Here is a 13838-nt window from a genome sequence, read left to right on the forward strand (position 1 = left end):
TTACTCCTGACAGCGAAAGTCTGGTGAACATTGAATGGCGAATAGTGTGACGAACGTTCTTCTATCCTCACCAATATTCTGGGTAGTCATCGCGATCAGTAATTTTGTTAAATAGTGATGCATGTCTTCTGTCATCAATCCGAAAAATATCCGGTCATTGATCCACTCTAAGTACCTTTCAGGATCATCTACTCGATTTTCTAGTGGCGTACGATCCCATGTCCACTGCTTCTCATCGGTATATCGATGGCTAAGAATAAGTCCCCACATCGCATTTGAAATTCGACGCATTGAATCCATCGTCAAAATATTAAACTCTGGTGCGGTAAGCTCTTTATTGGCGATCTCACCTTTCGGTGCGTAGTCAGGCTCATAAAAGTTAAACACACTTGGTGCCTGCAGCGGTGCTTGACCGAAGTTGTTTTGCAAGCCGGGAAAGTCCCACCAGCGACGAGAGTCGTTACTTTTCACATTCAACGCACGACACAGATTAGCCATAGCGATGGCAGGCTCTTTCACTTTACCAAAGTTGCGTGTATTTGAACCAAAGTTCTGGTGATCAGCCATTGCGCGGCCTTCAACCAGATCCTCATCAAGCAGAACCGCTTTAATCACCGCTTTCATATTGCCGCGAACACCTTGCCCATCATCGATAAAGACTCTGGCAACACGTTCAATATAATCGCGGCGTGGGTTACTGATAGTCAAACGCTGAATTAACAACCGAGAAATAAACACAGGTGTATTCGGGTGCAGATATAACAATTCAATTACCGAATTAAGATCTTGCTCTGCCGTTTGGCCTGCCGCGAAGTCAACACCTAGTACTTCTTTTTGACCATCATCGTGCCACTGCGATGCTGCTTTCATCGGCTTGACATTACTGTCCTTACCGTCGTCGCCTTTATCCTTATTCCACCCAGTTAGGGCACGGGATAACTCTTCTACATCATGCTGGGTATATGCAGGAATCGGCTTACCTTGGTTATCTAATTTAGGTTGGCCATTGATATTTAACTGCCATAAGCCAATGGAAAACAACTGCATGACTTCACGTGCATAATTTTCATCAGGATAAGTCTGTTTTTGCTCATCATGAGCACGACTTCCTGCCAGTGTCAGGAATTGTCCCATAGCAGGATGTAAGGTGACCGCTTTTAACAATTCATCAAAACGCGAGAAGGCATTTCTTACCAGCACATCATAATATGACGCTAAGCCTTCACCACCAGGACCGCCGTTATTTGAAACAACAAAAATTTGGCTCAATGCAAAAGCTACTCGCTGACGTAACTGATCCCCTCCAGTTAAAGAACGCTGCCACCATGCACTCATTCGTGCACCTTCATTTAGTGAGTCGCCGGTCGCATCAGCCACTTTCTGGGCTAGATTCAAATGCAGGTTCTGGCGAGAAAATTGATCTTCGAACCACCCATCGATACCACCTTCGAAACCAATTAGATTTTCGATATCCCCATTCTTGGGGCCAAAGGTTGCTCGATATAAGAACTTCGCAGCCTGTATCGGGTCATTAATTGTTATTACCACTACTTCTTCCTTTGTACATTGAAAGCCAACTTCAGCTTCTTCTAAGTCATGGAACTGCTGACAGCCATCAATCTAAGACGGTAGAAAAAAATAATGTTCATTTTTTGTCAATTCATATATTTCACCTTCTACTGTGGAAACAAGGCAACAAATAAAAAATTCTTACATTTGGATATTTAATGATTTAACAAAACGCTGAAATAACTTTGTTAATAACAGATGTACCGACTAAAAAATCATGTACCCAGTAACTCAAAGGTCGTTTGGCATATACCATTACGAGAGAAAAATAAATAAAGTCAGGCACTTGCCTGACTTTCATTCACATTTTACACTTCATAAAAATGGAATTGTCTTTTCAGGGAATTTCACTAACGATGGAAATAGCTTTTCTAAATCACCATCAAAGCCAAACCAACGAGCTAAGGTTGCATTGACCTGATCAGCTGCAACCTCTGGAATTAGTCGGCCGTTGTTATAGTCATACTCACTTCCCAGCGTTAGATCAGGCCACTTACCAAAGGCTTTACCACCTTTAACTGCCCCACCAACAACCAATTGGTGACCGGCCCAGCCGTGATCTGTACCCGATTCATTAGCCATAACTCGACGACCAAAGTCAGACATGGTAAAGGCGGTAACCTTGTCGGATAGTCCTTGCCGTTTCATCTCTGAGTAAAACGCTGCAAGCGCATCAGACACTTGGCCTAGCAATCCTGCATGGACTTCTGCTTGATCTTTATGGGTATCAAAGCCGCCCAAGCCTACAAAGAAGATCTGGCGGTTATGCTTTAGTTCCGCAGCGTTTCTTACCTTGAGCAACTTGGCTGTGGTGTGAAGCATATTGCCAAGTTTTGTCTGAGGAAAACCATCCAGATCTCCAACAGTTCCCAATGCTTCATCCAATGTGTCATTCTCGTAGTAACGACTTGCCATCGTCGTCGAGTAGTGCTCCGTATATAGATTGGCAAACTTCTCTTCAAAATGACGCATCATGGCACCAACACGGTCGCTGCTGTTCATGCCGTTATACTTACCTGCCCCATCGCTGGTCATCACCAACGGCTCGACTGCATTATTCCGTAACCACTTCTGCTCCCCGTTCAAAGACATCAGTGGGGATAAACTACCGGACAGATTCATTTCCTGAATCATGCGACCCGCCCACCCCAGTTTGTCATTCATGTTTTCTGCACCCGACTGCCACATGGTTTGCTGCAGATTATGCGCCATCAAGAAGTCCGGCACTCTGCTGTTAGGGTTATTGTCGCCAATGATCGGCTCAACTAACTGCCCTGAATTGACAATAACAGTGGCATTGTTGTCATCAAAAGCTGATTTCAAACTTTCCATCGCAGGGTGTAACCCCAGTTGAATTTCGTTTTCCGTTCCGAGACTTAATGGAACTAACTCTTTCTGGGCAATGGCCAGATTGGGCCTCGCTTGCCAATAAGTCTGATAGGCACTGTCAGTAGTAGGGATCACCATGTTGTAAGCATCGTTCCCACCAAACAGGAACACACAGACCAACGCCTTGTAATCCTCTTCAGATGCATGAGCCATATTCAATCCGGTCAGAGCTGGCGCAACCGAAGTCGCACTGAGCGCTACCGAGCTTTTCAGGAAATGACGACGTGATAATTTCATTATTTACTCCTGGCAGCGAAACTCTGGCGAACATTGAATGGCAAACAGCGTATCGTTTATCTTACGATCATCGCTTCGGTTAGCCGCGCTCATTTCTTCCAGCATTTGGCGAATAAATCCAGCTAACTCCGCCGACATTAAACCTGCAAAGAAACGATCATTGAGTAATGCAATATATTCGTCGGGTTTGTTCACCCTCTTCTCGAACTGTGCACGATTCCAAGACCAATGTTTTTGTTTTGTACTGTCATGAGACAAAATCATGGTCCACATTCGATTAGAGATACGGCGCATACTGTCCATAGAAAGAATGGCAAACTCTGGCGCTGACAATTGCTTATCTGTTATTTCACCTTTAGGGGCATAATCAGGTTCATAGAAGTTGAACACGCTTGGGGCTCGCAATGGTGCCTGACCAAAGTTACTCTGGGTACCGGGAAAATCCCACCAGCGGCTAGGATCATTGCTCTTCACATTGAAGGCTCGGCACAAATTAGCCATCGCGATAACAGGCTCTTTCACTTTACCGAAGTTACGACCATTAGAGCCGTGATTTTGATGATCCGCCATTGCTTTACCGTCAATGATATCTTGATCCAGTAATATGGCCTTTATCACCGCTGTCATGTCACCACGAACACCTTTGCCATTATTCTTGAATACATCCGCTACCCGCTGAACATAAGAGCGGCGAGGATTGCTTATGCTTAACCTTTTAATCAGTAGAATAGAGATAAACATTGGCGTATTGCGGTGATTGAACAGCAAGTCTATCGCTTGCGATAAATCTTGCTCAGGGGACTGACCTTCAGGAAAAGTCTGGCCTAGCACTCGCTTTTCGCCAAAGTCGTGACGTCGGTGATCGGCATACATAGGCTTGAGATAGGTATCACGTCGCCAGCCTGTCAGTACCCTTGCCAACTCCTCGACGTCTTGCTGGGTGTACGTCGGCTCTTTGTTTCCCTGACTATCAAGCTTTGGCATACCATTATTTTGTAACTGCCATAACCCAAGGCTAAATAGCTGCATGACCTCTCTGGCATAGTTCTCATCGGGAAAAGTATTCTTTTCAGGATCAGCCTTGCGACTCCCTTCAAGGGTCAGAAATTTCCCCATCGCGGGGCTCAACGTGACAGCTTCAAGTAAATCTCGGAAATTGCCAAAAGCGTGTTTAATCAGAACATCATAATATTCAGCTAACGCTTCAGAATTTGGGCCTCCGCTTCTCGATACAACGAAGATCTGACTTAATGCATAAGCGACGCGCTGCCTTAGCTGATCACCGGACGTTATGCTGCGATTCCACCAAGCGCTTAAGCGAGCATTCTCATTAATATTGTCGCCACTGGCTTTTGCATACTGCTCTACTAACGGACGGTGTAAACGCCAATTACGCGTAAACTGATCGTTGAGCCAGGCCTCCTGCCCTATATTTAAAAATTCGTCAACATCCCCGGACTTTGGGCCGAAGGTGGCTCGGTACAGGAATTCCGCCGCCTGTTCCGGTTCATATATTGAGCTAGCCACGGCACATACCTCTCTCCTTAGTCATTATTGTTCCTAAAGGATTTATTCAATATTAATAATGATTCAGAAGCATCCATAGAAGAAATGAATATCCTTTTTTTGGGACTAAAGTAGCAATTAGCTAGCCCCTTAGCCTTTGGAGGGTATTTGAAGTGAGTCACTTAAAGAGAAGGTGTAAAAAAGGCGGGATTCCCCCGCCTTAATCATGCAATATGAAATGCTTAGCTTTTATTTTGCTGCTGTACAACTTGCGCTTTCACAATCGGACGAAGTTGCTCGATAGGCATATAACCCGGAAAAACTTCTGTTCCCATAATCATAGCCGGGGTTCCTCGTAACCCAAGCTCAGTAAACATCTGATAGTTTTTATCTATCATTGCACGTGTTTCTGCTTGCCGCGTTAAGCTCTTCTCGGTGCCGGTATGTTTAGCGATACGGGTCATTGAGTTCTTATCATGCACCTGAGGACGCTTCACGAGTAATTGATTAACCAGCTCAAAAGCGTCTCTATCCTGCTGCCATACATTCAGTGCAAACTCAGCAGAAGTAGTTCCTAGTCCTTTGACATCTTGCTGTTTAAGCGGCACATAGATATTAACGACCCTGACATCATTTGGCATTTCTTTAACCAGTTGTTCGAGTACCGGATCGAGCTTCTTACAGTATGGACAGTTGAAGTCAGTGATATTCACAATGGTCAATGCGGCATCAGCCTTACCAATCATTGTCTGCTGAGGGTTGTTATAAATCCAGTCTTGGTATTTCGCCATCATTTCAGATTGGCGATTTTGTTGATCAAGATATAGGTTCAAACTAGTCAGCAACCCATCAATCAAATCTGGGTTTTCTACCAGTACAGCTTCGATCTTGTCTAACTTACCTTGCTGATCTTTGTTAAGGTTATGAGTTAAGGGCTCAGCAAAACTAATTGACGAATATGAGAATGTAACAGCTGCCAATAACGGCAAAATAAATGATTTTTTCATGTTTCTTCCTAAATTAAATACGTTAATAAATTGAAAGCCATCAACGTTTTATTCCAGAAAGCAACAATGCCGCAGATGCAGTCGCGTTTTAAAATAAACGTACTCTTCAAAGTAGCGGTAAAGGGAATTGAAATGCGTCGGAAGCCATTCGATATCAAAATCATTAAACAGTATTAGTAGCTGATTGGCTCCTTCATCGGACAAGACCTGATAACGTATTAGCTTCTCACTTAAGCTACAAACACCGGTTCCAATAGGATCGTCATTCGGTGTCGATGAGTTATGGTCAAATGAGCTGATATCATATGCGTTGAGTTGTAACGTTGAAACAAAGCAAAACACGACCACAAGGCCGATAATTACAATACTGGCTTTTGCTTTATTTATCAGTATCTCATAGCTATTCACGTTACCAATACTTCTTCAATTAGCATAAAACTCTAAGGTAAGGGTTAGTCCCCTTCTGGCACATTAAGTTCCAACTCAGTAGGTAGAAAACTGGTACTCGCTAGATCTCCCCTCTCGCTAAGCCGAGCCATCAGACACTGTCACCGATTGTATTTAAATGTACAGATCACAAAAACGCTATTGTACATCGTTTTATTAGAGCGTAGCATTCACCACAACAATAAGTCAGCAGGTAAATCTTGCCTTCGACATAAAAGGCATAAAGCCTCTATTACAAAATTAGGATAAACATGAAAAAGTTAATGCTACTTCCTTTGGCAGCACTAGTGGGTGCATCTTTCGCTGCAAACGCTCAAGAGCCGATGACCCAGAACTTTGACTACATTTCTGGTGGCCTGCAGATCAGTAAATTCAATAAAGACCTATGGTCTGAAGCGAATGCTAACACTGGAGCACTTGCGACTACAGATGGTGGTGCTGGCCTTTACCTACGTGGTAGTTGGAACTTCGCCGATAACTTCTTCGTGGAAACGCGTGGTGATGCAATCGCAGCTGACGATATGACCTTTTCAAATGGGCTTCTTGGCCTTGGTTACTTCATGCCAATGAATGATGATTTCACCGTTTATGGTTTGGCTGGTTTTGCCAACTCTCGTTACGATCTGGATGTAAAAACACCATTTGGTACTTTTGGCGGAAATGAAACTCAATCTGGCTTCACCGGTGAAATCGGTGCTCGCTATCAAGTAATGGATCGTTGGATGGTAGAACCAGCAGTTCGCTTTGCAGCTTATGACGACACAATGTACGAGCTTCGCCTTGGTAACAACATAAAAATGACTGACCATGTCAGCCTTGAAGCTAACCTATCTCGTAACGATTACGATGCATTCGCAGAAACCAACTTCCAGCTGGGTGCACGCTACAGTTTCTAAGTGTGTCTAGCTAGACACTCTTGCTAAATTGAAATATTTACATTCGCTTTCGCTAGGTTAAAGCAGCGGCCTGTGGTATTTGACTACCTCACAGGCCGTTTTTTTATGGTGACTCAATAAGCGTAGCGCTTAACGAGCTCCCTTGAGGCGAGTGATCAGCGCAGCAAACTCATCTATCTGATTGGCAACCATATCGACACTCTGTTGCCAGAACTCAGGTTGGCGGATATCCATCCCCAAGTGCTTCTCTACTACCTCTTCAGCTGTCATTGAGCCAGTATCACGCAGTAGTGCTTTATAATCAGCATAGAAGCTCTCACCTTTCGCTTCGCGTTGGGCATAGACCCCTTTACTGAACAAGTACCCAAACAAATACGGATAGTTATAGAAACTGATTTCCGCGATACTGAAATGCAGTTTGCTGGCCCAGAACATTTCGTTAGTTTCATCCATGGCTTCGCCATACCAGTCCTGCCAAGTTTCAGACATCACCGACTTAAGCTGGTCGGGAGTAAATTCGCCGTCTTTGCGTTGCTCGTAATAGGCTTTCTCGAACTCGTAACGTACCGGGATGTTAACCATCAGCGCCAAGGCTGATTGCGCCTCTTCCCACAGCATTAAAAGCTTCTCTTGTTCACTGTCAGCTTTTGCCATCAATGCATCGCGCACCACATTTTCAGCAAAAATTGAGGCTGTCTCCGCCAGCGTCATCGGGTAGCGGGTTTGCACCAAAGGCATGTCTTTCATTACCCAGTTGTGGAAGGCATGACCGAGTTCATGAGCCAAGGTCAGTACATCCGACATACTGCCGCCCCAGGTCATAAAGACCAGTGGCGTTCTGCTATCAGCAAACTTGGTACAGTAGGCACCCAAACGTTTATTTGGCTGAGGAGCCGCATCTATAAGCTGCTTCTCCACCATCATATCAACAAAGCAGGCCATTTCCGGATCGACATCGGCAAAGGCGTCACGAATAATATCGATGCCTTCGGCAAAACTGTACGACGTCCCCTCTCCCCCAGACAATGCTGGCATTGACGCCATTTCATCCCAAGGTTTAAGCGTATCCGTACCAAACAGCCGTGCCATTTGTAAGCCCGCCTTCTGGCCTGTGTGGCGGTTATCTTTGGCAACTGCCATCATCGCATCAAGTGTGGCTTTCTCGATTCTACTTGTATGCAGACTCGGGTCGAGGAAATTGCTGGGTATGACTCCGCTTTTGGTACTCCGTCAATCGGGCACCGGATAACGCATTCAAAATCGCGGCAAAACTTTCCTGATGCGCAGCCATCGCTTCAGACACTGCGCGCCAAGCAGGTTCTCTACGCAAACTGTCACCGCCATACAAAATACTGGCAGCCTGAGATAACCCCATACGCTCTTGCTGACCATCAGGCAATTGCAACGTCACTTTCAGGCTTCCGGTAATATTGTCGTATAGTCGTCCCCATGCCAGCTTACCATCTACATCCATTGCGGTAAGCAGCTGCTCTTCGGCTACAGATAGCTGCTGGGGCTTGAGTAACCGCTCTCGCTCAAGCAGAAAACGCCATGGTGATAATGCTTCGCCTTGCTCTTCACCCATACCGAGCAAAGCATCAAAATCATCAACAGTAAGATTAACAACGGCCTGCATAAACGGGGTCATGGCTTGATCAAGCTCGGACTGCAAAACATTGACTTTTCCGAGTAGCTTTTTCGCCTGCTTATCCGCCGCATCTACCGACAAGATACAGTTTACAAAAGCACCAAGTGTCATCACTTTCACACGCTCGGCTTGCTGCATAACTAATGCTGATGCCAAACCATCTAGCGACGTTGAGTCCAACTTTGCCAATTCTGGAAACAGTGCTTCAACGGCAGCCAGATCTTGCTCGATCTGGGGATCATTCAGATCTTGGTAAGCAATAGATAAATCCCAGCTTGGTGTATTCATTCGAACTCCTTGATGAGCGATACGTTTAATTCGCAAACAGTTTTAATCAGTAAACAATAGGCAAGATTTACCTTCATGCTCAATACGCTGAACTTGAGTAGAAAAGACCGTTTCCAATGTCTCCACTGTCATTACATCGTGTGGTTTTCCCTTCACGACACATGACCCGTTGTTCAACAAAATCACTTTATCAGCTTCCCTCAAAGTCCGGTTCAGATCATGGTTAGCCATAACCACGGCTATCCCTTTGTTCGCAAGACGGCGAATAAGTTGATACATAATCGCTTCTTGACCAATATCCAGTGCCGAGGCGGGTTCATCCAACAGCAATAATTGGGCATCGGGGTTCAGCGTTGGCCAAACTTGAAGGCAGGCAGCAGCCAACCTTACCCTTTGCCATTCACCTCCCGATAATTGCTGGATATTACGGTTGAGCTTGTCGGTAATTTTTAGTGCTCCACACACCTCATCCAATGCTTCCTGAATATCATTGGTGGCGAGTTCACCAAGCGGTGATAGAGCTAGCGACAAATAATGATATACCCCCACGGCAAACGCCGGCTTATCCTGCTGCGACAAGTAACTACGCATCCGAGCAAGGCGTGGAAGATCCAGCGTAGCGATAACCTCACCCACTAAGCTAACTTCCCCTTGGGCTTCAACCAAACCAGACAGCATAGAAATTGCACTACTTTTCCCGCTACCATTCGGGCCAATCAAATGGACGATTTCACCACGCCGGACAGAAAATGAAAGCGGCAACAACCGCGGTGGCATGGCCAAATTTCGAGCTGCAAGGATCACTGGCTGTGATTCTGATAAAGTTTCCATTCACAACCTTCCTAATCAATGTGCGAACGCAAAAGCATCCAAATAAACACAGGCGCACCTAAGCTGGTGATCACTACTCCAACAGGCAGCTCTGCGGCGGGAAGCATGACTCTTGCTAAGGTATCAGCCAACGCCAATAGCAGCGCACCGCATAGCGCAGATAAAGGGAGTAAGTAGCGGTTTTCAGTCCCAAGCGCCAAACGCAGTAGATGCGGGATAACCAGACCAATAAAACCAATGACTCCAGCCAAAGCAACCGAAGCACCAACCAGCAACGATACCACTAAAATTAAACGCCAGCGGCTAGCTTCCACATCTAGCCCCAATTGTTTGGCCTGATGCTCACCCAGCATCAATAAATCTAATTTGCGCCCTTGTAGGCAAAGCCAGAGCAGTACCGGCAAGACAAACAGTAATAATGAAAGCTGCTGCCAGCTAACGCCAGCAACACTTCCCATCAACCAATACATTAGCATTCGAAGGTTCAAATCATCACTGAAGTAAAAAGCCCAGGTAACGGCAGCGCCCGACAAAATGCCTAGTGCAACACCGATAAGCAACAAACGTGCTGTGGAGACCCGCTTACGCCGTGATAAACCAACCAGAATAAGAGTAAATAAGAATGCTCCCGCCATCGCTGCCACCATCATCAACAGTGGCGTCGGCGCAAAAGGTAGAGCAAACAGCAAAATAACAAGTGCGAGGCTTGCACCTCCGGAAATACCGAGTACACCTGGCTCGGCCAGCGGATTACCTAGTAATACTTGTAGCACTGCGCCAGAAGCTGCTAGTGATGCCCCAACAGCAATCGCGGCTAATAGGCGGGGCATTCTAAGCTGAAGCAACAACTGCTGCTCAAGACCGCTTTGGGCAGACCACGGCCATATGAAGATTTCGCCAACGGAAAGGGAGAGAAAGCAAGCAACGATTAACGCGCTGACTGCGACAACAAAACCCATACGCCATCTCGTTTGGCGGCGAATAAGAAGATCATTTAAGAGCATGTATAAGAAGGCATAATAACTAAGGACGCCTTACCATACCGCCTCGCTCATAAAATAGAAAGCCAGCTTTGATAGAATGCGGCAACAAGTGTATTAAGCGGCGAATACGCACAGGGATCAGCACTAAATGTCTATTTTCATATCCTTATAGTAAAACTCTTTATCGCGATCGCTGATTTCTCTCATCACCCGGCAAGGGTTGCCCACAGCAACCACATTGGCAGGGATATCTTTAGTCACCACGCTGCCTGCACCTATCACAGTGTTTTCACCGATAGTCACACCTGGAAGTACAATTGCTCCAGCCCCAATCCAGACATTATTGCCAATCCGAACCGGAATATTAAACTGAGCAACCTTTTTACGCAGCGTTGGATCAATAGGATGTCCAGCGGTTGCTATCACGACATTGGGGGCAATCATTACATGATCACCAATATATATGTCGGTATCATCAACCAAAGTGAGATTAAAGTTGGCGTAAACAAACTTACCTAGGTGGGTATGCTTACCCCAATTGGCTCTCAGAGGTGGTTCGATATAGCAGCCCTCACCCACTTCGGCGAGCAACTCCGTCAATAAGTCTGCCCGCTTTTTTGTCTCAGAAGGACGAGTCTGATTAAAGTCATACAGCTTTTCTAAACACAGTGTTTGCTCAGCGAGCAAATCGTCATCATCAGAACAATAAATCTTCTGGTTTTGCATCCTTTCTCTTAGCGCCAAAGCTTGCTGTTTCTCCTGCTCGGTAGCCGACATTTTATCACTCCAGTTATCGAATACAGGCATCACTATGCCGAGATAACCTCATGAAGAAAAGCGAATCACACAATCAAAGTGCGCCTTTGTGATTCTAGTGAGTCTTATTCAGCATACATTTAAGAACAAGCAGTTAAGTAATAGCTTTAACTTGCCCATCAACACTAACTTGCACTTCTTTCACCAGTAGACAGGCTCGTTGACCAATAGCCACTTTCGCATTAGGAAAAACGACCGCCTCACCTTCTTCGAGTACATAGTATTCAATGTCTTTATCACGTCCTAACAAAGTGCCCTGCGAGTACATCGTAAAGTTAGCTTGGTCATCAGGGAAGTTCAGCATGAAGTGCTCGCTCTGCTTCATCAGGGTCCTGGTCACCTTGTAAACGGCCAGTTTTTCTTGCTGCCACTGATAGTCAGGACTTAACTGAGAGACCAATTCAACCATCGCTTGGTAAAACGGAAATAAACGCTGCAGATCATTGTGACCAAATGCAGCGACTTTGCCCAATTCGACCGTCAGGGCCTGGGCACCAAAATACTCAGCACTATACCAACTGAATGTCGGCGAAGGAGCATTTGACAGTAACGCCGCTTCGATTTCTGCCTGTTGTAGAAAAACAAACAAATCGCGTTGACGGGTCTGGTTGGTAGAAAATGGGCTGACAACAAACGTATAATGGGCTGAGCCTCTAATTGCGCAATGCAGATCAAGGTGCCAACGGGATTGCTCTGACTTGCCACCTTGTTGGTAAAACTCACTGACAGCGAGTTGCAATTGATTAGCTCGAACACAATCAGGATTTATTGCTTCGTTTCTAGCCCGGAACAATCTGTTCATGTTCTCATCGACAAATCGCCGATGAAGATTAATAGCCTCAGGGTGACCAATAATGACTAGCAAACGATGGGCTGGCTGTATTTCACCAGACAAGATTAAACCAACAAGCCGCTGCAATAACTCAATGGGGCTGGTTTCATCGCCATGTACTCCCGATGACAACACAATATCTTTAGAGCATGAGGATATATCTGTCGGCGTTAGCTGAAGAATACCCCGTCCTATAAGAGTGCACTCGATGCCTGACTCTGTCAGCCAACTACCCCACTCTTCAGGCAAGGCCATATCCAATGTGGCTTCAAGAAACTTCCCTTCCTTTACCAGCTGTAGCATTCCCATTAACCACCTCCGTGTTATTAGCTAATTTAGAGCTAATGGAATGCATTCATTTTACCGCTGCAGTATTTACATTGAAACCATATAAAAACATAAATTTAACACCAAACACACAATTTACAACTAGTGGCACCTATCTCATACCAATTAGCCCCAAATACAGGGTGATTAATGATAATGCTATTCAAGATATATTGCTGCTCAGAGGGGGGATCAAGTATCACTATGGGAAGATTGATAGGCATAAAAAACCCGGGTAAGTTCTACACACCTTACCCGGGCTCTGTTTTGTCAATGAATTCGCGATTACTGTTGTTCGATTTCGATATTTTCTACGCGAGCTTTCAATTTCTGACCTGGACGGAAAGTCACAACACGGCGGGCTGAGATAGGAATATCTTCACCCGTTTTTGGATTTCTTCCCGGACGCTCATTTTTGTCGCGAAGATCAAAGTTACCAAAACCTGATAGCTTAACCTGTTCGCCACATTCAAGCGCTTTTCTGATTTCTTCAAAGAAGACTTCCACCGTATCCTTGGCGTCCCGTTTGCTCAATCCAACATTTTCAAACAGGTTCTCAGCCAAATCGGCTTTTGTGAGCGCCATAGATAATTCCCTCAAGACTATATTGAATGGATTGTAGGATGACATCAGTCATGCCTACAGCGAATTAGTCGAGTCAGACAGAAGCCAGAAAACGCTAAAATAGCCTGCTTCTCTGCGCTCAATCCTAACTAGAGACAAGTTTATGCCAACTTGCTGATTTCCGCCAACTTTTTTATGTCAACTTATCTTTAAATAATTGATTTTTACTAGCACAAATAGACTCATTCCATGCACCCTGTTGTGCTTATTTCGAATAATTACTGGTAAAATTTGCTATAAACCACCCAAATCCCGACATATATTGCTGATATTTCATTCCATTATAGAAATTACCGCTATCTATCAGAAAGTTACAGTATTTAGATTCAGATCAAAAAAATTACAACGTTCAGGACGAATTTATAAAACAATGACTTAAAAACACATCATTTTCAGCTGTATCTCAATTCAATCGGAACATTATTTTGGAATAAGCTT

At 45.1% G+C, this 13838-nt stretch carries 10 protein-coding genes and 1 pseudogene; 1 reads left to right on the forward strand and 10 read right to left on the reverse strand.

From position 1 onward, the window contains the following. From ACVA58_RS00080 to ACVA58_RS00095, 4 genes are all read right to left on the reverse strand, one after another. Window positions 1–1548, reverse strand: a complete 1548-nt coding sequence (locus tag ACVA58_RS00080; RefSeq protein WP_446508453.1) for a DUF1800 domain-containing protein — start codon at window positions 1546–1548, stop codon at window positions 1–3. A gap of 336 nt (window positions 1549–1884) precedes the next feature. Next, window positions 1885–3195 carry a DUF1501 domain-containing protein gene (locus tag ACVA58_RS00085; protein WP_446508454.1) on the reverse strand — a complete coding sequence of 437 codons (1311 nt, stop codon included), beginning with the start codon at window positions 3193–3195 and terminating at the stop codon, window positions 1885–1887. 3 nt (window positions 3196–3198) lie between these two features. Then, the gene (locus ACVA58_RS00090; RefSeq protein WP_446508455.1) at window positions 3199–4722 is read right to left on the reverse strand and encodes a DUF1800 domain-containing protein; all 1524 of its coding nucleotides are present in this window, start codon (window positions 4720–4722) and stop codon (window positions 3199–3201) included. A 221-nt stretch (window positions 4723–4943) separates the two neighbouring features. Continuing rightward, window positions 4944–5708, reverse strand: coding sequence for a DsbA family protein (locus tag ACVA58_RS00095; RefSeq protein ID WP_446508456.1), 765 nt, complete (start codon window positions 5706–5708; stop codon window positions 4944–4946). 698 nt (window positions 5709–6406) lie between these two features. Here ACVA58_RS00095 and ACVA58_RS00100 point away from each other — a divergent pair. Continuing rightward, the gene (locus tag ACVA58_RS00100) at window positions 6407–7051 is read left to right on the forward strand and encodes an outer membrane protein (protein ID WP_446508457.1); all 645 of its coding nucleotides are present in this window, start codon (window positions 6407–6409) and stop codon (window positions 7049–7051) included. A 129-nt stretch (window positions 7052–7180) separates the two neighbouring features. Here ACVA58_RS00100 and ACVA58_RS00105 read toward each other — a convergent pair. From ACVA58_RS00105 to ihfA, 6 genes and pseudogenes are all read right to left on the reverse strand, one after another. Next, window positions 7181–8987, reverse strand: a pseudogene (locus ACVA58_RS00105) (M3 family oligoendopeptidase). A gap of 42 nt (window positions 8988–9029) precedes the next feature. Then, window positions 9030–9791, reverse strand: coding sequence for a vitamin B12 ABC transporter ATP-binding protein BtuD (gene btuD / locus ACVA58_RS00110; protein ID WP_446508974.1), 762 nt, complete (start codon window positions 9789–9791; stop codon window positions 9030–9032). Window positions 9792–9829: 38 nt separating this feature from the next. Continuing rightward, window positions 9830–10822 carry a vitamin B12 ABC transporter permease BtuC gene (btuC, locus tag ACVA58_RS00115; protein ID WP_446508458.1) on the reverse strand — a complete coding sequence of 331 codons (993 nt, stop codon included), beginning with the start codon at window positions 10820–10822 and terminating at the stop codon, window positions 9830–9832. Window positions 10823–10945: 123 nt separating this feature from the next. Then, window positions 10946–11545: a sugar O-acetyltransferase gene (locus ACVA58_RS00120; protein ID WP_446508975.1), complete on the reverse strand. Its 600-nt coding sequence runs from the start codon at window positions 11543–11545 to the stop codon at window positions 10946–10948. 166 nt (window positions 11546–11711) lie between these two features. Then, the gene (gene astE / locus ACVA58_RS00125; protein WP_446508459.1) at window positions 11712–12758 is read right to left on the reverse strand and encodes a succinylglutamate desuccinylase; all 1047 of its coding nucleotides are present in this window, start codon (window positions 12756–12758) and stop codon (window positions 11712–11714) included. Between the two features lie 303 nt (window positions 12759–13061). Continuing rightward, on the reverse strand, window positions 13062–13361 hold the full coding sequence (gene ihfA / locus ACVA58_RS00130) for an integration host factor subunit alpha (RefSeq protein WP_255041551.1): 300 nt from the start codon (window positions 13359–13361) through the stop codon (window positions 13062–13064). Window positions 13362–13838 lie beyond the last annotated feature (477 nt).

The organism is Photobacterium sp. DNB22_13_2 (assembly GCF_052873915.1).

Bases quoted from the DNA above. Each gene is read 5' to 3' on its own strand.
- ACVA58_RS00085 (WP_446508454.1), bottom strand. From the start codon at position 3,195: ATGAAATTATCACGTCGTCATTTCCTGAAAAGCTCGGTAGCGCTCAGT.
- ACVA58_RS00095 (WP_446508456.1), bottom strand. From the start codon at position 5,708: ATGAAAAAATCATTTATTTTGCCGTTATTGGCAGCTGTTACATTCTCA.
- ACVA58_RS00100 (WP_446508457.1), top strand. From the start codon at position 6,407: ATGAAAAAGTTAATGCTACTTCCTTTGGCAGCACTAGTGGGTGCATCT.
- btuC (WP_446508458.1), bottom strand. From the start codon at position 10,822: ATGCTCTTAAATGATCTTCTTATTCGCCGCCAAACGAGATGGCGTATG.
- astE (WP_446508459.1), bottom strand. From the start codon at position 12,758: ATGGGAATGCTACAGCTGGTAAAGGAAGGGAAGTTTCTTGAAGCCACA.
- ihfA (WP_255041551.1), bottom strand. From the start codon at position 13,361: ATGGCGCTCACAAAAGCCGATTTGGCTGAGAACCTGTTTGAAAATGTT.